Below are 22055 nucleotides of genomic sequence, written 5' to 3' on the forward strand. Positions count from 1 at the left end.
CATGCACGCCCGCAACCGGAAGCGAATTTAGATCGATTTCAGGGCTCAGACGGCGCCGCGCGCCCGCTTCACATCCGGCGGCGTCGCCTCGTCGACCAGGGCGGCGATCGCCTCGGCGGTGGTCATCACCTTCTGGCCGTCGCTGCCGAGCCGGCGGACCGAGACCGAATGCGTCTCGGCCTCTTTTTTGCCGACCACGAGCAGGGCCGGGATCTTGGCCAGCGAGTGCTCGCGGACCTTGTAGTTGATCTTTTCGTTGCGCAGGTCGATCTCGACCCGAAGCCCCGCGCGCCGCGCGTGCTCCAGCACCACCTTGGCGTATTCGTCGCCTTCCGAGGTGATGGTGGTGACCACCGCCTGCACCGGCGAGAGCCAGAGCGGGAAGTTGCCGGCATAGTGCTCGATCAGGATGCCGATATAGCGCTCCATCGAGCCGCAGATCGCGCGGTGCACCATCACCGGCGGCTTCTTGCCGCCGTCATGGTCGATGTAGAACGCGCCGAACCGCTCCGGCAGGTTGAAGTCGACCTGCGTGGTGCCGCACTGCCAGTCGCGGCCGATGGCATCGCGCAGGACGTACTCGAACTTCGGCCCGTAGAACGCGCCTTCGCCCGGGTTGATCTCGGTCTTGATGTGATTGTTCTGCGACTGGATCTCGCGCAGCACCGTCGCCATCACGCGCTCGGCGTGATCCCACATCGCATCGGTGCCGACGCGTTTCTCCGGCCGGGTCGACAGCTTCACCGTGAGGTCGCCGGTGAAGCCGAAGTCGGCATAGGTCGACAGAATGAGATCGTTGATCTTCAGGCACTCCTCGGCGAGCTGATCCTCGGTGCAGAAGATGTGCGCGTCGTCCTGGGTGAAGCCGCGGACGCGCATCAACCCGTGCATGGCGCCCGAGGGCTCGTAGCGATGCACCACGCCGAACTCGGCGAGGCGCAGCGGCAGGTCGCGGTAGCTCTTCAGGCCGTGCTTGAAGATCTGCACGTGACCCGGGCAGTTCATCGGCTTCAGCGCGAACCAGCGCTTGTCCTCGGCCTCGTCGCCGGCCGATTGCGCCGCGAACATGTTCTCGCGGTACCAGCCCCAATGGCCCGAGGTCTCCCACAGCACCTTGTCAAGGATCTGCGGCGCGTTGACCTCGCTGTAGTCGCCGGAGAGGCGCCGGCGCATATAGGCGATCAGCTGCTGGAAGATGGTCCAGCCCTTCGGGTGCCAGAACACGACGCCCGGACCTTCCTCCTGGAAGTGGAAGAGGTCGAGCTCGCGCCCGAGCTTGCGATGGTCGCGCTTCTCGGCTTCCTCGATCTGCTTCAGGTAAGCGTCGAGGTCCTCCTGCTTCGCGAAGGCCGTGCCGTAGATGCGGGTCAGCATCGGGTTGTTGGAATCGCCGCGCCAATAGGCGCCGGCCACCTTCATCAGCTTGAAGGCGCCTCCGACCTTGCCGGTCGATGTCATGTGCGGGCCGCGGCACAGGTCGAACCAGTCGCCCTGGTAGTAGATCTTGATCGGCTCGGTGCCGGGAATGGCGTCGACCAGCTCGACCTTGAAGGCCTCGCCCTTGTCGCGGAACACCTGCTTGGTCTTTTCGCGGTCCCAGACTTCCTTGGTGAAGGGCTTGTCGCGCGCAATGATCTCGCGCATCTTTTTCTCGATCGCGGCAAAATCTTCCGGCGTGAACGGCTCGTTGCGGAAGAAGTCGTAATAGAAGCCGTTCTCGATCACCGGGCCGATCGTGACCTGGGTGCCCGGCCACAGCGTCTGCACCGCTTCGGCCAGCACGTGCGCGCAGTCGTGGCGGATCAATTCGAGCGCGCGCGGATCGTCGCGATTGACCAGCTCGATCCTGGCGTCGGCCTCGATTGGATCGTTGAGATCGGCGAGCGCGCCGTCGAGCGCCATTGCAACCGTGCGCTTGGCGAGCGAGGGCGAGATGCCCTTGGCGATATCGAGGCCGGTGATGCCCTTGTCGAACTGACGCTGGGCGCCGTCGGGGAAGGTGAGGGTGACTTTGGGAGCGGGGGTCACGGGCTTCAAATTGGAGAGGCTGTACTGGAACCCGGACTCGGATTTGGGCTGGTCGGACATTGCTTTTCTCCTGAGGCTCACTCCTGCGAACGAGCGCAGGTAAGCGGGAACGAGCGATATATCAGGCGATTCGGCCTGTGCAATCCGGCATTTCCAAGAAAGTGGCGCGCAAAACCCGGGGCGGAGCCCGCAACTATTTGACGTTGTACCCTTTAACCTGCCGCAGGCCGCCGCTACATGCGTTTGCATGGAAAATGCCCCCGCCGCCGGTCGTTTCGCGCCGACCGCCCTGATGCTCGGCAATCTCGTCACCGGCTGCTCGGTCTTGGCACCGGCGGGCATGCTGCCCGAATTGTCGGCTGGGCTCAGGATCAGCATCCACGCGGCGGGGCTCCTGATCACCTTCGGGGCGGTGACGCTGTGCGTCGGCTCGCCGCTGACGGCGTGGCTGACCAGCCGCATCGAAAGGCGGACCCTGCTCGCCACGACGCTGGCGGTGCTCGCTCTCGGCAATCTCGCCTCCGCGTTTGCGCCTGATTACACCAGCCTGCTCATCATTCGCCTCGTGATGCTCGCAATCGGCGCGCTCTATACGCCCCAGGCCGCCGGCACGGCTGCACTGATCGTGCCGGCGGAACGGCGCGGCAGCACCATTGCGTACATCTTCCTCGGCTGGTCGCTCGCAGCCGCCATCGGCCTGCCGCTGATCACCTTCATCGCCAGCCGTTATGGCTGGCGCGCGGCCTATGGCGGGATTGGCGCGCTCGGCTGCACCAGCCTGCTGTTGTTGCTGCTGCGTCTGCCGGGCGGCCTGAAGGGCGCACCGGTCGATCTGAAGACATGGGCCGCCGTCGGCCGAAGCAGGACGATCCTGCTGCTGCTTGCGATCACGATGCTGCAAATGTCGGGGCAGTTCGTCGTGTTCACCTATATGGGGCCGCTGCTCAACAAGCTCACCGGCGCCGGCCCCGATGCGATCGGCTCGGTCTTCGCGCTCTACGGGATCTGCGGCTTCCTCGGCGTCGTCGTCGCGACCCGCATCGTCGACACTTCGGGGCCCTACCGCACCTCGTTGCTGTTCACGTGCCTGCTGCTTGCCGGGATGAGCGGCTGGGCGCTCGGTGCCGGCTCGCTCGTCATGATGGCGGGCGCGGTCGCAGTCTGGGGCCTTGGCTTCGCCTCGACCAACTCGATGCAGCAGGTCCGGCTGGTCGCGGCTGCGCCGCCGCTGGCCTCGGCCACCGTCGCGCTCAACACGTCCGTCCTCTATATAGGCCAGGCGGTCGGCTCCGCCGTCGGCGGGCTGCTGTTCGCCCGCGAGCTCCTGCACACGCTCGGCTTCGTCGCGGTCGGTTTCGTCGTGCTGGCACTGATCCTCGTGGTCGTGACCCGGCCCCGGCGGGCGGCTGCCGCCACCGCCTGAACGCTGCAGGTCGTATGCGCAAGGCGCTTGGCAAACCTCGCGCCGGAGCGGTAGAAGGCCGGCGTGGGGATCAAAGAGAGTTGACTGAGATGAGGATGATTCTGGCGGTTGCCGCGGTGCTCTATTCAGCCTCCGCGTTTGCGCAGACCGAGAAGCCACCGATGGTGGGGGACAAGCCGCTCGTGCAGGTCAAGCCCAAAGGGACCAAGGAGGCAGCGGCCAAGCCCGCCGCGGCGGCGAAGGGCAAGCCGCAATCGGTCGCCGTCCGCCTCCAGGCCTGCCTCGAGATCGACGACGGTACCAAGGATCGCCTCAACTGCTACGACGCCGTCATCCCGCCGGCGCCGAAGCCGAAGCCAGCCAAGGCCAAGGGCTACGCCGATTGTCGCTTCTTCAAGGAAGAGGACGAGCGTCTGTCCTGCTTCAACGGCTTTGCCGAGAGCATTCCGAAGCTGCCCAAAAACTAATATTTGGAACTGATATCTGCGCCGGCTAGGGATTTGTGGAGGCGACGCGCGTGAGCGCGAGCGACGGCGTCGCCGCCATCTTCACCAGCACGTCCTTGAGCGGATCGCGCGTCCAGGCGCGGGTGACATAGTCGCGATGGGTGATGCCCTCGCCGGTCTCCACGAACACCACGCTGCCGGGCCGTAGCGGCCCGTCCATGTCCTCGGCGACGCTGATGCCCTTCTGCCTCAGCATGCTCATCAGCTCGCGGTCGCGCCGCGCGGTGTAGCGGGTGTAGGCGCTGACGAAGAAGCCGGAGCGGTGGCTCTCGATCCAGGACGCGAACTTGTCCATCTCGCCATAGACGGCATCGAGCAGCACCACGCCGCGCACGCGGTCGCTGATGCCGCCGACCTCGAGGCTCCAGGCCGTCGGCAGGAATCCGCCGCTATAGCCGACGATCACGATCGGCATGTTGGCGAAGGCGCGCGCGCTGCTGGGATCGCCGGTGAGGCGGGCGAGGTGGTCAGCCGATTCCGCCATGAAGCGCTTGAAGCCGCCCGGCTGCCAGAACTTGCCGGCGCTGGAATCGGCGGCGTCGACCGCCATCTGCGGCGCAAGCAATATGGCATTGGCGCCGGAATCGGTGATCTGTTTCGGCACCATCTGCCGGTCGCGGACGTCGCGCTCGAGCGTTGCGCCATTGCCGTGGAAGAACACCACGATCACGCCCGGCTTGCGCAGGTCGAAATGCTCGGGCACGTGCACCAGCACGCGGCTGTCGCTGTAGGTCTCGTCCTGCCAGTAGACGCGGCCGGAATAGCTGCGGTGGCCGCGGCGGTCGCCTTTGGAAATGTTGAGGAAGGGCGCGTCGGAGGCAGGGTTGTTGCCGAAATAGGGAAAGGCCGACGACTTCATGCTGACGAGTGTCGTCAGGTCCTCGCGCGCGGGGCGTTTGTAGGGGACTTGCGGCTCGAGCGAGGCGACCTTGTAGGGCGCCTGCTCCGGCCCTTGTCGCTGGACCGCGCGCTTGGGCGAGAAGTCCGACATTTGGCGTTGCAGAAAGCCTTCACTCGCCGAGGGAAAGCGCTCCTTGAACTGCGGGGCAGGGAAGCGATCCTCGAACGTGTCGCCGCCTGCCACGCGCGCGTTCGCCGTCTGTGAATTGGTCTTGGCGACCACCTGGACATTCGCCTGGGAGTTCGCCGCCAGCGCCGCCGGATCTGGCGCCTTGCCGCATTGAACCAGCGTCAGCGACAGCGGCACCAGGGTTGAGATCAGACCGGCCCGGAGCGCACGACCATGCCGACCGGACGGTGTCCGATCGGCACGATCATCAGCTCTCAGTTTCGGAGCGGCCCCGACCATCCACCCATGACCCCAAGTCACGACCCAAGTCACACGCCCATCGGCAATCTTGAGACAATTGAGCCGACTGGCGTTTAGGCGACGTTAAGCGTCCGGAGAAACTCCCCACATCCGGAACGCTCAAAAGGACCATGCAATCGTGTCCTGATTGTGGGGAAGGGAAACGGGCAAATCCCGGTAAATCCAGTGCCGTAGACCAAAAACGCGCGTTTACGGTGTTTCGGTACCTGCTTCCCTTGCCTCATTTAACCCTTGTTAACCCTGCTTGAATTGACTGGGCCAAAGTGCACGATGGGCCCACGAGGCGACGCGCCTGAGGTTAAGGACCCCGATGACGGCATCAGATGCGGGTACCCCGCCCTGGACGGACCGGCTGACCGGGAGCCGGGCCGGGGTCTCCGTTCCGGTCGCAACCGCCATCGTCGTGGCCGACATGATCGGGGTCGGCGTCTTCACCAGCCTCGGCTTTCAGGTCAAGGACATCCCGTCCGGCTTCTCCATCCTCCTGCTCTGGACGGTCGGCGGCATCGTCGCGCTGTGCGGGGTGTTCGCGTACAGCGAGCTGGGTGCGATGTTTCCGCGCTCGAGCGGCGAGTACAATTTCCTCGGCCGCGCCTTTCATCCGGCCTTCGGCTTCCTCGCCGGCTGGGTGTCGGCCACGGTCGGCTTCGCGGCGCCGGTCGCGCTCGCCGCGATGGCGTTCGGCGAATATGCCAAGTCGGTCGTACCCGATCTGCCGGCGATTCCGCTCGCCATCGGCGTCGTGTGGCTGGTTTCCCTCGTGCAACTGACCGGCGTCAGGCACTCATCCACATTCCAGCTGATCTCGACGGTCCTCAAGGTCGTGCTGATCGTCGCCTTCCTGGTCGCCGGCTTCGTCATCGCCGTGCCGCAGCCGATCACCTTCACGCCGCAGCCGGGCGATATCGCCCACATCGTCAGCGCGCCGTTCGCGATCGGACTCGTCTTCGTGATGTATTCGTTCTCGGGCTGGAATGCGGCGACCTACATCATCGGTGAGATGAAGACGCCGCAGCGCAGCCTGCCGCGCGCGCTGCTCGCGGGCACGCTGATCGTGCTCGTGCTGTACGTCGCGCTGAACGCGGTCTTTCTGCATTCCACGCCGGTCAGCGCGCTCGCCGGCCAGCTCGACGTCGCCAGTGTCGCCGGCACCGCCATCTTCGGCAGTCTCGGCGGTCGGATCGTCGGCGCCATGATTTGCTTCGGTCTGATCTCGTCGATCAGCGCGATGATGTGGATCGGCCCGCGCGTGATGATGACGATGGGAGAGGACATTCCTGCCTTGCGCGTCTTCTCGAAGCGGTCGGTAAGCGGCGCGCCGGCGTATGCCATCCTGTTCCAACTGGCCGTCGCCAATCTCCTGCTGTTCACGCGCAGCTTCGAGGCGGTGCTCGACTTCATCCAGTTCGCGCTGTTGTTCTGCTCGTTCTTCACGGTCGCCGGCGTCATCAAGCTGCGTATCACCGATCCCGATCTGCCGCGGCCCTATCGCGCCTGGGGATACCCGTTCACGCCGCTCGTTTTCCTGCTCGTGACCGCATTCATGATGTACTACCTTTTGACGGAGCGGCCGGTTCAGTCGCTGTCGGGAATGCTGGTCATGCTCTCCGGCCTTTTGATTTACGCTGTTTTCCGCAGGCGGCCCGCTGCTGCTGCCGCCTCACCGCATCGCAAATAGACATGCTCCGCCCCCTGAGAATTGCGGCCGTTGCCTTCGCCCTCCTGGCTGCGGCCGTCTCGTTCGCGCGTGCCGCTGACGTCACCTTCGACGACACGGCGCGCTTCCTTGCGGGCATGCAGCCTTCGGCGGACTCGCCGCTGGTGCCGCTCACCAGGGACCCGGCCTGGCAGCGTCACGCGAAATTCTTCGACGGCGCCTTCGCTCAGCTCGAGCAGCGACAGCTCTCCAAGATCCGCAGCTGGGCCGACCTCAATCTCGCCGCGCCGCGGCCGACCATGTTCTACATGTTCAGCGGCCCCGATTTCCTCTACGCCAATGCCTTCTATTCCAAGGCCAGCACCTACGTGCTCGGCGCGCTGGAGCCGGTCGGCGCGGTGCCCGATTTGACGCGGCTGCCGCGCGGCTCGGTCAGCGCTGCGCTCTACAACGTCGAACGCTCGCTCGGCTCGATCCTGAGCTTCTCCTTCTTCATCACCAAGCAGATGAAGGTCGACCTGCACGCCAACCAGGTCAACGGCACCTTGCCGATCCTCTACGTCTTCCTCGCCCGCTCCGGCAAGACCATCCGCAATGTCGAGATGGTCGCGCTCGACGACAAGGGCGGAGTACATGTCGGCGACGACAATCCCGGACGAAACGCCACGCGCGGCGTCCGCATCACCTTCGCCGGCAGCGACGGGGAAACGCGCACGCTGTATTATTTCTCGACCGACCTCTCCAATTCCGGCGCACGTGCCGCAGGCTTCCTGAAGTTCTGCGAGACGCTCGGACCCGGCAACAGCCTGCTCAAGAGTGCGTCCTACCTGTTGCATTCCGGCAATTTCACCGTCGTTCGGGACTGGTTGCTCGCCAACAGCGCCACCATCGTCCAGGACGATTCCGGCATCCCGCTCGCGAACTACAATGCGCGGCAATGGCGGTTCTTTCCGTTCGGCCGCTATCTCGGTCCGATTGACGAATTCCCCGGCCGCCACCAGCAGCGCTACGCCGAGCTGTTCACGCGGGCCCAGCCGATCGATTTCGGCGTCGGCTATCGCTGGCGCATGCATGAATCGAATTTGCTGCTGTCGGTGAAGGTGCCGGGCAGCGACGCCGCACCGGCTATGGAGACCACTTCGGCGGCCGAGCCGGCGCCGAAGCCGCCGCGCCCGAAGCGGCTACGGCCGCCGGAATCGGTCCCGCCGTCACAGGGACGTTTTTTCTGGTTCCGGTGATCACCAATGCACGCTCTGGCTTGGCACGATGAAGGTCGTCGTGCTCGGTTGTGTCGTAAGGCTCCTCGTCAGATACCAGCCGGAGCCGAGGACGAGCGCAAGCAAAGCGATGATGGCGAGCAGGTCGATGGTTCTCGGATCGTGGCCCCTGTGATCGAGATTCGGACCAGGCTTGACGTGAAAGTGCGGGCTGATTTTCCAGCGCATTGTTGTTTCCTCCCGTGGGAGCACCAAAACAACGCAAGTGGAAACTTCAAGGTTCCGGTCGAGGCAGCGCCGCATAAGTGCGCGGCAACGTCAGGATGCATTGACCCCGCGCCAGCGGCCGTAGCGCCAGGGCAGATACCAGCGTGCGCCTCGCGGCGCGGTGAGAGGCACGTTGTCGATGCCGGATGTGCCGAAGGGATTGCAGCGGAGCAGGCGCGCGAGCGTCATCCAGCCGCCGGCCCAGAGCCCGAACCGGTCGATCGCCTCATCGCCATAGACGGAGCAGGTCGGTAGGTGCCGGCAATTGTACCCGACCAGAGGCGACAGCGTATGGCGATACAGCCAGATCAGCGCGCGGCCGAATCTGCGCGGCAGCCGGAGCGCACCATCGCCGGAACTGGAACAATGCTCGCAGGCTGAATGCTTCATGTGCGTTATGCTGCAATGTTGAGCGAGGTGTTGCCCGGTTCCGGCGCAGGGAACTGTAAGCTGTTGTTTCCACGCCATATTTTGCATGCTTTTTGGGAGCAGTGCAGCAAGTATCTGTGGACGATCTGTATTCGCCCGGATACCATTTTTATGACGGCCGTGTGTAGAAACATACGCCTGTATGATGGACTCAGATAGCGCTACCGGGGATTGTTTGGGGACCTTGTGGCATTGGGGCTTGGGGAAGGAACCAGATTGAGACTTCTGAACTCCCTTAATCTTCGCGGCTGGTTGCTGGTGGGAACAGCCGTATGTGGAGTCGCGCTGGCTGGCGCCGTCGCAACATTCGGATCGTCGGCCCGCGCCGGCGTTGCCCTCGAAGAGCGCAAGCTGCCGATGAAGTTCAACTGGGTCGCCTGTGAGCCGAACTGCCGCGGCTGGGTCAGCGCAGTCGGCATCATCACGGCCGATACGCCCAAAGAATTCGAAGAGTTTTCGCGCGGCCGGCAGCTCGGCGGCGCCACGGTGGTGCTCGATTCCAGCGGCGGTTCCGTCAATGACGCGATCACGCTCGGCCGGCGCTTCCGTAACCTCGGGCTTTTGACCACGGTCGGCGTCAGCCTCCGTGGCGGCCCATCGACGCGCCCGGCGGTCGCGCCGGAAGCCTATTGCGAATCCATGTGCGTGTTCCTGCTGCTGGCCGGCAAGAAGCGCTACGTGCCGGAAGCCGCCCATGTCCGGGTTCACCAGATCTGGATGGGCGACCGCGCCGACGATGCCAAGGCGGCGAGCTACAGCGCGCAGGACCTGATGATCGTAGAGCGCGACATCGGCCGCCTCGCCAAGTACACCTTCGACATGGGCGGGGCCGGCGACCTGCTGTCGCTTGCGCTCAGCGTCCCGCCTTGGGAGGACCTGCACGAGCTTGACGCCGGCGAGCTCAAGCTCACCAATCTGGTCACGACCGATCTCGTAGCTGACGTGCTCCCGCACGTGGACATCTCGGCGCCGGCAATGGCGGAGCTTGCAGCGAAGACGCAGGCTAGGTTCGGCGCGGAACCGGAGCAGGCTTCCAAGTCGACCAAGACGGCGGAGGCCGTGGTGCCGACCGGTAGCGTTGCCACGCCGGCTGCGGCGACGCAGAAGTAAGCTCTTAAATCCTGGCAGTCGTTCCGGGGCGCGCCTCAGCGCGAACCATGGTGCGCAAGTGCGCACCTGAGAATCTCGCGCTGCAATCTCGCGATTCCGGGTTCGATGCTGCGCATCGCCCCGGAATGACGGAGAGGGGCTTCAGCCCTGCGCTGCGGCCGGCTGCTTGGTTCTGGCCTCGATCTGGCCGATGGCATCAACCACGGCATCGAAGGTGAGAAGCGTCGAGGCATGGCGCGCCTTGTAGTCGCGGACCGGCTCGAGGAACTTGATCTCCTCCCATTTGCCTTGAGGAGGCGCGCCGTTCTCCTTCAGCATCTTGCGAACGGTTTCGCGTAACTCACGGAGTTCGCTCGCAGTCGAGCCGACCACGTGACTTGCCATGATGGATGAAGAGGCCTGGCCCAAGGCGCAGGCCTTCACGTCATGGGCGAAGTCGGTGACGGTGTCCCCGTCCATCTTGAGATCGACCTTCACCGTCGAGCCGCACAGCTTGGAGTGGGCGGTCGCGCTGGCATCGGGGGCCGACAGCCGCCCGAGGCGCGGAATATTCCCGGCCAGCTCGATGATCCGCTTGTTATAAATGTCGTTCAGCATGTGATGGAGTCCAACACGTCCACACCCGCGACCGGGCCGGATCGGCCTTGGCGGGCGCCGCCCACGGTCCTATATAGGGGCGGAACTGGTGGAAAAACAGTCCAGCGGTGCGTCGCCTGCGATCCAGATCTGCACTATCGACGTTGTGACCAAAGGGCCTTTTCGCCAAAACTGTTCTCTTCAGGCGTCTGGCGGCTTGCCGCCCCGTCTGCCGGTGACACTCCGGCCACAAGGCCGTCGAACGGAGTAGACATGGACGCTACAATCAAGCCGATCCGCCCCAACAAGCAGCCCGAGAGCCGCCCGGCCGAGCTTGATCCTGCCGAATTCCTCGCGGCCGCCGTCCGCGCCGACCAGCCGCGCCCTGCGCGCGCCGAGGCGGAAGCGGCGGTGAAGACGCTGCTCGCCTATATCGGCGAGAACACCGAGCGGGAGGGCCTGCTCGACACGCCGCGTCGCGTCGTCGAGGCTTTCGACGAGCTGTATCAGGGCTACCACCAGTGCCCGGCCGAGGTGCTCGACCGCACCTTCGGCGAGACCGCAGGCTATGACGATTTCGTCCTGGTGCGCGACATCGAGTTCACCTCGCAATGCGAGCATCACATGATGCCGTTCTACGGCAAGGCGCACATCGCCTATACGCCGGTGGAGCGCGTCGTCGGCCTGTCCAAGCTTGCCCGCCTGACCGACATCTTCGCCCGCCGGCTCCAGACCCAGGAGCACCTCACCGCGCAGATCGCCGCCGCGATCGACGAGGTGCTCAAGCCGCGCGGTGTTGCGGTGCTGATCGAGGCCGAGCATACCTGCATGTCGGTGCGCGGCGTCGCCAAGCACGGCGCCTCCACCTTCACCAGCCGCTTCACCGGCATGTTCCGCGACAATCCGGCGGAGCAGGCCCGTTTCCTGTCCCTGGTGCGAGGCACGACGCGCTGACCTCGCGAAAACCGGCGAGAGTTGCTGTGTCCGCTCACTCCCATGAGATCGAGGAGGGCCTCGCCTTCCTGCCCAGGTTCGATGCCGCTGGCCTCGTGACGGTCGTCGCCACCGACGCCGCTACCGGCGACGTACTCATGGTCGCGCACATGAACGAGGAGGCGCTGCGCAAGACGATTGCGACCGGCGAGGCCTGGTACTTCAGCCGCTCGCGCAATGCCTTGTGGCGAAAAGGTGAGACGTCGGGTCAGACCCAGCGCGTGGTCGAGATGCGCACCGATTGCGATCAGGATGCGGTCTGGATCCGCGTCGAGCAGATCGGCGCGGCCTGCCACACCGGCCGGCGGTCGTGCTTCTACCGCAAGGTCGAGGCCGAGGGCGGAGGAGCGAAGCTGGTCTTCACCGACGCCGAGCGGCTGTTCGATCCGGACGAGGTCTATAAGAAATAGCAAGCTGTCATTCCGGGGCGCGCGGAGCGCGAGCCCGGAATCCATCGCAAGGCATCACGCGCGGCTCAATGGATTCCGGGCTCATCGCTTCGCGATGCCCCGGAATGACGAGGGCAGCCGAATTAACCCCCCATTAACCATACCTGTCCCACGGTGATACGACGGGCGCCGAATTGCCGGCGTCGCTCAACGCCGCGCGGGGCGGGCACTTCATCATGTCGATCGACAATTTCAGTGCCACGCAGACGGCCGGCCTCGATCCGTTGCGGGCGCGTGTTGCCGGTGCGATCAAGCAGGCCTCGAACATCACGGGCGTCAGCTTCCAGTACATGCTGACCACCGCCAAGATGGAATCGGATTTCGATCCGACGGCGGGGGCCACCACCTCGTCCGCGCACGGGCTCTACCAGTTCATCGACCAGACCTGGCTCGGCACGGTGAAGCAGGCGGGCGCCCAGCTCGGCTATGGCAGCTATGCCGACGCCATCACCAGGACGTCGTCGGGCACCTACAGCGTCGATGATCCCGTCAAGAAGCGGTCGATCATGAAGCTGCGCGACGACCCCGAAGCCGCTTCCGCCATGGCGGCGGCGCTGACGCAGTCGAACAGCTTCAAGCTCACCGGTCTGCTCGGCCGCAGGCCGAGCGACAGCGAGCTCTACATGGCGCATTTCATGGGCGTCGGCGGCGCCGCAAAGCTGATCGCCAACGCCGAGGACAATCCGCAAGCGGTCGGGGCGCGGCTGTTTCCCAACGCGGCGGCCGCCAACCGCCCGATCTTCTACGCCAAGGACGGCCGCGCCCGCAGCGTTTCCGAAGTCTATTCGGTCCTGGACGCCCGCTATGCCGGCGCCGCGAATTCGAAAGTCACGCGCAGTGCGATGGCGATGTATGGCGGCACGCCGTCGACCACGCAGGTCGCGAGTGCCAATGCAGTCGTGCCCACTGCACCTGTCATGGACAACGCCGCCTATCTCCAGACCTTCCCGAATACCCGCACAGTGACGCCCGTCAGCGCGACGTCGTCGACACAGGTCGCGGACAATGCGGCGAGTACGCCGGTGTTTCGTTCGATCTATCAGCCCGGCGATGCCACGCAGCCGGTCTCGACCACGGTGCAGAAACTCTGGGGCAACAATGCCTCGCTGACCTCGGTCGCCTCAGTGACGCCGGACGTGCGGCCGCCGCAGCCGCTCGATCTCTTCAGCGATCGCAGCGGGACGTTCTCGAGCTAGCCGAGTTCGCGTGTTCGAGGCCTGGGCCCGGCTCTGCAGCGCCTCGCCTGACGAGGTCGCTGCGCTGCGTCCGGGGCACACAGCTGAGGCGGCTTTGTTCCCTTAACAAATCATCAATAAAACCAGCCAGTTATGGTGAACGCTTTGTTAAGCGTCGTGGTTTATTTTGTGTTGCAGGTGACGAGCCGTCACCGTTTTTCGTTTGTTGTGTAAGCCGGAAGCAGCATGATTGTTCGGCAGTTCATCAATTGGATCAGGACGGCGCCCGCAGGCGAGCGGGCCGAGGCAACACGGGCGCTGGCCCGGGCCTGGCTGATCTCGGACCTTTCTGCAGACGACCGCACCGCCGCCGAAGGCGCGCTTTTGATGCTGCTGGACGATCCCTCGCCGCTGGTACGGCAGGCGATGGCCGAAGCCTTTGCCCGCAGCCTCGACGCGCCGGCCGCAATCGTGCGGGCGCTGTCGGCCGATCAGCCGACGGTCGCGCTGCCGGTGCTCGAACATTCCCCGCTCTTGATCGACGCCGATCTCGTCGACATCGTCGCGACCGGCAGCGAGGAGGTGCAGTGCGCGGTCGCCAGGCGCATCGCATTGCCGGTCTCGGTGTGCGCCGCGATCGCCGAAGTCGGCTGCGCGGCTGCCGCGCTGGAGCTGATTGAAAATCCCCACGCCGAGCTCGCCCCGTTCTCGTGGGACCGGATCGTCGAGCGCCACGGCCATCTCGCAGCCATCCGCGAGGCGATGCTGGTGCTGGAGGATCTGCCGGCCGCAACGCGTGCGGCGCTGGTGGCAAAGCTCTCCGAGACGCTGGCCCAATTCGTCGTGGCGCGGAACTGGCTGAGCGCCGACCGCGCCGACCGCATCACCGTCGAAGCGCGCGACCGCTCCACCATGAACATTGCGGCGCGCTCGCGCGGCGATGACATGCAGGGCCTGGTCCGGCACTTGCGCATCACCGGCCAGCTGACCGCGGGCCTGATCCTGCGCGCACTGCTGTCGGGCAATCTGGGCTTGTTCGACGCCGCACTCGCCGAACTCGCCGACCTGCCGCTGGCGCGCGTCTCGGCGTTGCTGCACGACCGCGGCGGCAACAGCGTGCACGCGCTGCTCCGTCGCGCCGGGCTTCCGGAGGCGACGTTTGCGGCGTTCCAGGTCGCGCTCGATGCCTGCCACGAGCAGGGCTTCGTCGACAGCGACGATGGCGCGGTGCGGCTGCGCCGGCGCATGGTCGAACGCGTGCTGACCCATTGCGAGTCCGATCGCGGCGCCACCGAGCCCCTGATGGTCCTGCTGCGCCGCTTCGCAACCGAGTCCGCGCGCGAAGAGGCGCGGCTGTTCTGCGAGGAGATTGTCGCGGATGATGTGATCGATCCGGTCTACGACGATCTGATCGCGGCGTAGATGGATCCGCAAATTCCGTCATTGCGAGCGCAGCGAAGCAATCCAGACTGTTTCCGCGGAGGGATTCTGGATTGCTTCGCTGCGCTCGCAATGACGAGGAGTGAGTGAAGCCTTACTCCACGGGCGCGATGCTCGGCGCCAGGATCACTTCGAGATGCTCGGGGCGGTCGCGGTTGACGTGGGCAAGATAATCGTCCGCAACCTTGCGCAGGCGGCGGCTGAGCTCGGCCGAGACGCTGATCCTGTCGAGCCTCGTGTTCTCGTGCACGATGGCGAGAATGGCGTTGATGTGGTGCGTGAACAGCTCGGCCGGCACCTTGTCCAGATCAGGCGCGTGCTCGATGACGCGGCACAGGCTTTCGGCGATGCCCGCTGCCGAAGGAAAGCCGAACGTCGCCGCATCGCCCTTGATGTCGTGTGCGGCGTGAAACAGCTCGTCGCGCAGTTTCTTCGTGAAGCCGTCCTTCTGCACGGCCGTCCAGGCGGCGGACAGTCTCTGGACCTCGATCGCCATCCAGTCCTTGAACTCGCCGGAGAGGCTCGCGAGCGCCTGCTCGGCGCGGGCGATCGGGTCGTCCATGTCCTTGTCTTCGACACGGCGCAGGACCTTGCGCAGCGGATTCGGCTGCGTGATGACCTGGTGCGTGGCGAAGGCCTTGACCTCGATGTCCTTTGCGCTGTTCTTCGCCATGATGCCTGCCTCGTCTGAAGAGGTTGCGCTAGATGGAGGAGCGGGCCTTGTCGAGCAGCGAGGGCTGCTGCAGCACCTCGTGCTTTTCGCCGACGCGGCGCTCCGGGCCCATATAGGCGGAGTTGGTGTTGCGGCGTCGGTCGGGGCCGAAATAGGTCTTGGTCTTGATGAAGGGGCGGGGATTGGCGACGACGTTGAGGATGCGCTGATAGAGCCCCTTGGCCGAGATCGGCTTGGCCAGAAATTCCGTGACGCCGGCATCGCGGGCGACCGTGACGCGGCGCTTCTCCGAATGGCCGGTCAGCATGATGATCGGTGCGTAAGGATTGCCCTTGGATTCCGGCTGGCGGATCATCTGGGCGAGCTCGAGCCCGTCGAAGATCGGCATGGCCCAGTCCGTGATGACGATGTCGGGCACGTAATGGCTGTACATTTCGAGCGCCGTGGCACCGTCCTCGGCCTCGTAGACCTCGCGCGCGCCGAACGAATGCAGCAGCGTCCGCAGGATGCGGCGCATATGCGGATTGTCGTCGCAGACGAGGAAGCGCAGCTTGTTGAAGTCGATACGGAACATGACGCCCGGGCCAAAAGCGGGTCAACCTTCGTTAACCATATCGTGGCGTGGGTTAACGAAGGGTTGCCGGCAGGCGGGCGGCAGGAGGGCGGCAGGAGGGCGGCAGGAGGCAGGAGGCTCAGTAGCCGAACTGCTCCCGCAGGATGCGCTCTTCCAGGCTGTGGCCGGGGTCGAACAGCATCCGCATGGAGATGCTCTTGTCCGAAAGCACCTCGACTCGCCGGACCCTGCGCACCTCCTCGTGGTCGGCGACGGCGGCGACGGGGCGCTTGTCGTCTTCCAGCACCTCGATCACGACATAGGCGGTATTGGGCAGGAGGGCGCCGCGCCAGCGCCGCGGCCGGAAGGCGCTGATTGGCGTCAGTGCCAGCAGGGCGGCGTTGATTGGGAGGATGGGGCCCTGCGCCGACAGATTGTAGGCAGTCGAGCCTGCCGGCGTCGCCACGATGATGCCATCGGCGATCAGCTCCGGCATGCGCTCGCGCTCGTCGATCAGGATCCGCAAGCGCGCCGCCTGGGAGGTCTGGCGAAACAGGTAGACCTCGTTGATGGCGTGGTGCAGGTGGACGCGGTCGTTCACGTCGGTCGCGCGCATCAAGAGCGGATTGATCTCGGACTCATGCGCAGTCTCGAGCCGTTGGCGCAGATCATGCGTCGAGTACTCGTTCATCAGGAAGCCGACCGTGCCGCGGTGCATGCCGTAGATCGGCTTTCCCGTGCGCATGTGGTGGTGCAGCGTCTGCAGCATCAGGCCGTCGCCGCCGAGCGCGACGACCACGTCGGCCTCGTCGGGATCGCAATTGCCATAGTCCCTGGTCAGCTGGCCAAAGGCGGCCTGCGCCTCGTTGCTCGGGCTGGCGACGAAGGCGATCCGGTCGTATCTCGCGGGCTTGGTCATGGCATCTCGGCAGGGCCGCTGGCTCGAGGAAGGTTCCGCCGGGCTCGTCTATACGAGGTGGGCCTGCATTGTCGAGGATGACCCGTTGCAAAGCAACCGGGCGGCCAGTTGAGCGGCCGCCCGGTTCAATTCAGGGTAAAGACAGGGTCGATTGCCGCGGATCAATATTTTGCGATGACGGCGCCCGGGGTGAAGCGATAGTTCACGCCGATCTTGACCTGGGACAGGCTGCCACTGTCGCGCATCGTGGTGACGCCGTCGCTCATCAGCGACGTCCGGCTGCCGAGATCGATATAGTCGTACTCGGCCTTTGCCGACCAGTTCTTGCCAAGGTCGAATTCGGTGCCGTAGCCGATCAGCCAGCCGCTGCGATAGCCGCTGCTGCTGAAGCCGTCGGTGGCCCCGCCGAACTGGTTGACGCAGGGACCGAGCTGGAAGACGCCGACGACGGCGCCGTTGAGCGGGCCGAACACGCAATTGACGTTGGTGCGGTCCTGAGCCCAGGCGCCGCCGGCCTTTGCGTAGATCAGGGTGCGGTTCCAGGAATAGCCGACGCGGCCGGACAGGGTCGCGATCCAGTCCGACGAGTTCTGGCAATTGAGCAGCAACGCGAGGTTCTGGACCGTGGTGCAGGTGCGCGATCCGCGCAAATTCGTCGCCGCGATGTCTCCCTCGATGCCGAGCACCCAGTTGCTCGGCATCTGGTAATTATAGCCGACCTGGAGGCCGCCGAGGCCGCCGAACACGCGCGGATTGTTGCCGTCGATCGGATCGCCGGCAAAGCGGATGTCCGTCTTGCCGTATTCGACACCGAGCGAGCCGCCGACATAGACGCCGGTCCAGTTGGTCGGCGCAATGACGGTGCCTGCCGCCTTGGCCGGGGCCTTCAGCGGCATGATCGAGGCGATCTGTTCCGGCGTGAACTGGTAGCGAAGGCCGGCATTGGCGGTCCAGCCGTCGATGTTTTCGCCGTTGCGATAGTCACCGCGGACGAAGCCGAGCCAGCCGGTGTTGGCGAGCTGGCCGGCAACACCGAGCGAGTACTGACCGTAGGTGCCGACCCGGCTCGTGCTGGTGTTCTGCGAAATCGCGATCGGGATGACGCCGAACACGCTGGCGTTCAGGCTGTTGACCGACGAGGTCACGTCGCCGGCGAACTCGTGGAAGACGCTGACCGAGGCGAAGGGCTGCAGGATCAGGTTGCCTGAGGTGATCGTCGTGCCGCCACGCAGGGTGAGGCGCCCGATCTTGCTCTCGATTGGCGAAGTGGTCACGGTCGAGACGATGCCTTGCGAGACGGCGCCGCCGCTCAAGGTGTAGTCGTCGACATTGGTCCGCGACCAGGTGAAGCCCGCGGACGGCTCGATGAACCAATTGTTGGCCAAGGCGAAGTTGTAGCCGACCGAGGCCGACACGGAGGTGCCGCGCGCGCCGATCTGCTGGTTGAACAGCCCGACGCCGACATTGGTCAGGTCGGCGCGGTAAAACTCTTCGCGCACCATGATGTCCGCGAAGAAGCGGCCGTAAGTTGCGACGACATAGGCGCCGAGGAAGGGAACCTCGAAATTCGTGCTGCCACCCGCGTTGTCGGTGGCCTTGGACGACAGATAGCCGGCGGTTGTGCCGACGTGAACGTTCCAGCCGCGCCAGTTAAGGCGAGAGATGTCCTGGCCGACCTGAACACCCCCGAAGCTCTGATGAACCGAGCCGGCGCAGTTGAAGTTCGATGCAGCACCGAGCACCGGATTGAAGATGCCGGCGTTGACCGTGCCGGTCGAGGTCGAGGTGAACTTGTTGGTGACCTCGCCGCCGACTCCGCGGATCCAGATCCCCCCACCGGGCTGCTCGGGCTTCGGATCGGCGGGCGCCGAGACGAATGCGCTGCCTTGCTGCGTGAGGAATGCGGTGTTGGTGGTGCCGAGCGCACCGGCGACTGACCCGGAGGCCGCGCCTGTCGCCGCCGAGATCGCCGCGAGTTGTGCCCCGAAGAATCCCGCACCAGCGCCTGTGACCGCACCGGTGCATTGCGCGAAGGCTGCCGACGAGCTCAGCGAAAGCGCGACCACGGCACCGGACAAGAGCTTCGTGCTGCTGATCCGCCCGGTCAGCGCGAGCACAAACTGCCTCATTCCCAGCCCCCAACAATTCAAAAATCAAGGAATCAACAGACGCAGCAACACTCGGAAACAAAGCTAAAGGAGCCACGCTTGCACCGGAAGCGTAGCGGCGCGCATTCGACGTGATCGGCGGCGATTTCCAATCGGCTGTACCGGAGCCGCCACATGTGGCGGGATGTCGCAGGTCTGGCCACGCAGGCTGTGATGGGCATCACGCAGGGACCAAGATGCTCCGAATACCTTTTGTGAGCAGCCGCCCCAGCGCATTGATCGCGGCGGTCTGCGGCGATAAAACATGAATAGATTTAGCGATTTTCGGGCCAGCGCGTGAATGCCGAGTCCCTTGCAGGGGATCAGGATCGGCGCATTAGCGCACGCTCGGCGTGGATTTTATGATGCTCCGGCGTCTGATCGCAGCGATGGCGATGATCGGCGGGACCCTCCTGGCCGTGGTCCTGGCGAGCGAGTGCGCGTTCGCCGAGCGGCGCGTGGCGCTGGTGGTTGGCAACTCCCTCTATCAATCCGTGCCGCAACTGCCCAATCCATCGCGCGATGCCGTCTCGGTCGCGCAGATGTTTCGCGATGCCGGCTTCGACACCGTCGAGACGCTGAACAATGTCGGCAACCTCGAGTTCAAGCGCGGGATCCGCAAGTTCGAGACGACGGCGGACCAGGCCGACATCGCGGTCGTCTATTATGCCGGACATGGGCTCGAGATCGGCGGCACCAATTATCTCATCCCGGTTGATGCGAGGCTGGCTTCCGACCGCGACGCCGACGACGAGGCCATCCCGCTGGAGCGGCTTGTCTCCTCGGCGGATGGCGCAAGGCGGCTTCGTCTGATCATTCTCGATGCTTGCCGCGACAATCCGTTCGTCGGCACGATGAAGCGAGAGCGGCGCAACCTTCCGACCCGCGCGGTCAGCGGCGGTCTCGGCAAGGTCGAGCCCACAACGACCGACACGTTGATCGCCTACGCGGCGAAGGCCGGCTCGACGGCGGATGATGGCGATGGCGATCACAGTCCGTTCACCACGTCGATCCTCAAGAATCTTCCCGTCCCTGGTCTCGACATTCGCCTTGCCTTCGGCCGCGTCAGGGATGAAGTCTTGAAGGCGACGGCCAATCGCCAGGAGCCGTATGTTTACGGCGCGCTCGGCGGCGGCACGATCTCGCTGGTACCGGCGCCGGCCGTGCCGCGCGAGGCGCCGGTCAGTGACGTCAAGGCGGATTACGACCTGGTGCAGAAGATCGGCACGCGGCGGGCATGGGAGGTCTTCCTCGCGACCCATCCGACCGGCTTCTATGCCGAGCTGGCGCGGGCGCAGATCGAGGCATTGGCGAGCCAGCCGCAAGCGCCGCCGTCCAATATCCAGGTTGCCGCCTATCCACAGTCGGCGCCGCCAAGCCGCGATGCGCCGCCCACCCGCGAACAGATCGAGTGGGACAAGATCAAGGACAGCGTCGACATCCCGGTGCTGCAGCGTTTCATCAGGCGTTTTCCCGACGCGCCGCTCGCGATCACCGCGCAGCAGCGCGTCGATCTGTTGAAACAGGCGATCCAGGAACGCGAGGACAAGGCGCGCGCCGAACGCGAGGCGGCGCGCCAGGCAGCCGAGGAGGCCAAGCGCAAGGCGGACGCGGAGAAGGCCGAGCTCGCCGCACAGAAGAAGCGCGAGGACGACGAGCGCCGCGCCCGCGAGGCCGAGGCGGCCGAGAAGGCGAGGGCGGCTGCGGCCGCTGCTGCCGCAGAGAAGAAGCGCCAGGACGATGAACGCCGCGCCGCTGCGGCCGAAGCCGAGCGCCTTGCCAAAGCGGCCGAAGCCGAGCGCAAGGCGCAGGAAGCCAGGCAGAAAGCCGAGCAGGCCGAGCGCGACCGGCTTGCGGCGGAGGCTGCTGCAGCAAAGGCCGCCGCGGAGAAGCAGGCACGCGATGCGGAGGATGCGCGCAAGAAGGCCGAGATCGCCGCCGCCAAGGAGGCCAGCGCAGCCGAGAAGAAGCGTCTCGAGGACGAACGCCGCGCCGCAGCTGCCGAAGCCGAGCGCCTCGCCAAGGCGGCCGAGGCCGAGCGCAAGGCGCAGGAGGCCAGGCAGAAGGCGGAGCAGGCCGAGCGCGATCGTGCGGCAGCCGCAGCTGCTGCCGCGAAGGCGGCGGCCGAGAAGCAGGCGAGGGAGGCCGAGGAGGCGCGCAAGGCGGCCGAACTCGCCGCGTCCAGGGAAGCCGCTTGTAAAGAACAGCAGGGCAAGCTCGACGCGATCATCGCCAAGGGCAGCGAGGGCACGGGCGTCGACGACCTCAAGGCATTCTCCAGGACGGTCACCTGCGACCGGCTCGGGCCGCTCGTCGTCGCCGCGATCGATCGTTTCAATGCAGAGGCCGCCAAGCGGGCGGCGACCCTGCCGAACTCGCCGCAGCTCGTCACCTCGGCGCAGACCGAGCTGGTCCGGCTGGGTTGCCTGACCGGCAAGCCCGACGGCAAGCTGAGCGAGCCGACCAAGGCCGCGCTCGTCCGCTATTTCAGCATCGGTGGGCAGCCCACCGAGGCCGACAAGGTCAGCGTGACTCAGGATCTCGTCGGGGAGCTCGCCAAGCGCGCCACGCGCGTCTGCCCGATCCAGTGCAAGGGCGACGAAACGCTGAAGGGCGACCTCTGCGTTGCCAATGAGAAACCGGCGCCGGCGGCGACCGCCTCGCGCAAGAACGAGGACGAGGACAAGCCGCGCCGCAAGCAGACGAGCCGCGAAGCCGACCGCGAGCCGGTCAGGCGTGCGAGGCCCGAGAATGATGCGCCGCGTGCCCGGCAGCAGGCTGTCGCACGTCCGAGCATCGTGAGTGGCGGCGGCGGTCATAGCACCATGATCGGCGTCGGGTTCTGAAACGATCGGCGGCCGGCGGCGTTAGCTGGCTGGTGTTGGGGTGAGGGACGGAGCGGGACATGAATCGGTTTCATTCGCTGACGCTTGCTGCGGCCGCCTCGGCGGCGGTCACGATGTCAGCGGCAGCGCCTGCTGCTGCTGATCAAGGCGAAGGACGCATCGCCAGGCCCATCACATCGGGGCATCGGGCCTTGCATGCCGGTCGGCCGGCGATCGTGCGCGTCCGCCCACCGACCCGTGTTGCTTCGATACCCATGGATTCCTCCTGCCGCGGATGTCGCGATTTCGTGTTGATACTCGGCATCGGCTTTTAGGGC

At 65.4% G+C, this 22055-nt stretch carries 19 protein-coding genes; 10 read left to right on the plus strand and 9 right to left on the minus strand.

All coding sequences use genetic code 11. From position 1 onward, the window contains the following. Positions 1-45: 45 nt before the first annotated feature. The gene (gene thrS, locus ACNJYA_RS15265) at positions 46-2088 is read right to left on the minus strand and encodes a threonine--tRNA ligase (RefSeq protein WP_439403190.1); all 2043 of its coding nucleotides are present in this window, start codon (positions 2086-2088) and stop codon (positions 46-48) included. A gap of 187 nt (positions 2089-2275) precedes the next feature. Between thrS and ACNJYA_RS15270 the strand changes: the two genes are divergently transcribed. Beyond that, positions 2276-3451, plus strand: a complete 1176-nt coding sequence (locus ACNJYA_RS15270) for an MFS transporter (protein WP_439366783.1) — start codon at positions 2276-2278, stop codon at positions 3449-3451. A gap of 89 nt (positions 3452-3540) precedes the next feature. Then, complete coding sequence (locus ACNJYA_RS15275) at positions 3541-3918, plus strand: hypothetical protein (protein ID WP_172783106.1); 378 nt, start codon at positions 3541-3543, stop codon at positions 3916-3918. Between the two features lie 25 nt (positions 3919-3943). Here the strand turns inward: ACNJYA_RS15275 and ACNJYA_RS15280 are convergent, their stop codons facing one another. Then, a complete protein-coding gene (locus ACNJYA_RS15280) occupies positions 3944-5266 on the minus strand; it encodes an alpha/beta hydrolase (RefSeq protein ID WP_172783107.1) in 1323 nt (440 codons plus the stop codon). 331 nt (positions 5267-5597) lie between these two features. On the opposite strand from ACNJYA_RS15280, the gene ACNJYA_RS15285 reads away from it, so the two are divergent. Both ACNJYA_RS15285 and ACNJYA_RS15290 read left to right on the plus strand, forming a co-directional pair. Next, positions 5598-6965: an APC family permease gene (locus tag ACNJYA_RS15285; protein WP_260379778.1), complete on the plus strand. Its 1368-nt coding sequence runs from the start codon at positions 5598-5600 to the stop codon at positions 6963-6965. 2 nt (positions 6966-6967) lie between these two features. Beyond that, complete coding sequence (locus tag ACNJYA_RS15290; protein WP_439366784.1) at positions 6968-8182, plus strand: hypothetical protein; 1215 nt, start codon at positions 6968-6970, stop codon at positions 8180-8182. Here ACNJYA_RS15290 and ACNJYA_RS15295 read toward each other — a convergent pair whose 3' ends face one another. Together ACNJYA_RS15295 and yidD are read right to left on the minus strand one after the other, a co-directional pair. Further along, complete coding sequence (locus ACNJYA_RS15295) at positions 8183-8389, minus strand: hypothetical protein (RefSeq protein ID WP_212260307.1); 207 nt, start codon at positions 8387-8389, stop codon at positions 8183-8185. 90 nt (positions 8390-8479) lie between these two features. Then, positions 8480-8818 carry a membrane protein insertion efficiency factor YidD gene (gene yidD, locus ACNJYA_RS15300; protein ID WP_212260308.1) on the minus strand — a complete coding sequence of 113 codons (339 nt, stop codon included), beginning with the start codon at positions 8816-8818 and terminating at the stop codon, positions 8480-8482. A gap of 255 nt (positions 8819-9073) precedes the next feature. On the opposite strand from yidD, the gene ACNJYA_RS15305 reads away from it, so the two are divergent. Beyond that, a complete protein-coding gene (locus tag ACNJYA_RS15305; RefSeq protein WP_439366785.1) occupies positions 9074-9967 on the plus strand; it encodes a hypothetical protein in 894 nt (297 codons plus the stop codon). Positions 9968-10108: 141 nt separating this feature from the next. Here ACNJYA_RS15305 and ACNJYA_RS15310 read toward each other — a convergent pair whose 3' ends face one another. After that, complete coding sequence (locus tag ACNJYA_RS15310) at positions 10109-10564, minus strand: iron-sulfur cluster assembly scaffold protein (protein ID WP_172783113.1); 456 nt, start codon at positions 10562-10564, stop codon at positions 10109-10111. A 252-nt stretch (positions 10565-10816) separates the two neighbouring features. Between ACNJYA_RS15310 and folE the strand changes: the two genes are divergently transcribed. From folE to ACNJYA_RS15330, 4 genes are all read left to right on the plus strand, one after another. Further along, positions 10817-11497 (plus strand): GTP cyclohydrolase I FolE, encoded by a 681-nt coding sequence (folE, locus tag ACNJYA_RS15315; RefSeq protein WP_172783114.1) that lies wholly within the window; start codon positions 10817-10819, stop codon positions 11495-11497. Positions 11498-11523: 26 nt separating this feature from the next. Then, the gene (hisI, locus tag ACNJYA_RS15320; RefSeq protein ID WP_212260310.1) at positions 11524-11946 is read left to right on the plus strand and encodes a phosphoribosyl-AMP cyclohydrolase; all 423 of its coding nucleotides are present in this window, start codon (positions 11524-11526) and stop codon (positions 11944-11946) included. A 215-nt stretch (positions 11947-12161) separates the two neighbouring features. Further along, complete coding sequence (locus tag ACNJYA_RS15325; protein WP_439366786.1) at positions 12162-13181, plus strand: lytic transglycosylase domain-containing protein; 1020 nt, start codon at positions 12162-12164, stop codon at positions 13179-13181. 225 nt (positions 13182-13406) lie between these two features. Beyond that, a complete protein-coding gene (locus ACNJYA_RS15330; RefSeq protein WP_212260313.1) occupies positions 13407-14582 on the plus strand; it encodes a DUF2336 domain-containing protein in 1176 nt (391 codons plus the stop codon). Between the two features lie 112 nt (positions 14583-14694). Here ACNJYA_RS15330 and ACNJYA_RS15335 read toward each other — a convergent pair whose 3' ends face one another. From ACNJYA_RS15335 to ACNJYA_RS15350, 4 genes are all read right to left on the minus strand, one after another. Beyond that, a complete protein-coding gene (locus tag ACNJYA_RS15335) occupies positions 14695-15273 on the minus strand; it encodes an Hpt domain-containing protein (RefSeq protein ID WP_172783118.1) in 579 nt (192 codons plus the stop codon). Positions 15274-15301: 28 nt separating this feature from the next. Then, entirely contained in the window at positions 15302-15847 is a 546-nt protein-coding gene (locus tag ACNJYA_RS15340) for a response regulator (RefSeq protein WP_008549760.1), read from the minus strand. Between the two features lie 118 nt (positions 15848-15965). Then, on the minus strand, positions 15966-16745 hold the full coding sequence (locus tag ACNJYA_RS15345; protein ID WP_036010536.1) for an NAD kinase: 780 nt from the start codon (positions 16743-16745) through the stop codon (positions 15966-15968). Positions 16746-16906: 161 nt separating this feature from the next. Beyond that, the gene (locus ACNJYA_RS15350; protein WP_439366787.1) at positions 16907-18874 is read right to left on the minus strand and encodes an autotransporter domain-containing protein; all 1968 of its coding nucleotides are present in this window, start codon (positions 18872-18874) and stop codon (positions 16907-16909) included. A gap of 383 nt (positions 18875-19257) precedes the next feature. On the opposite strand from ACNJYA_RS15350, the gene ACNJYA_RS15355 reads away from it, so the two are divergent. After that, entirely contained in the window at positions 19258-21738 is a 2481-nt protein-coding gene (locus tag ACNJYA_RS15355) for a caspase family protein (RefSeq protein ID WP_439366788.1), read from the plus strand. The last annotated feature ends 317 nt before the right edge of the window (positions 21739-22055 follow it).

Source organism: Bradyrhizobium sp. BLXBL-01 (genome assembly GCF_051853025.1).
GTDB lineage: Bacteria > Pseudomonadota > Alphaproteobacteria > Rhizobiales > Xanthobacteraceae > Bradyrhizobium.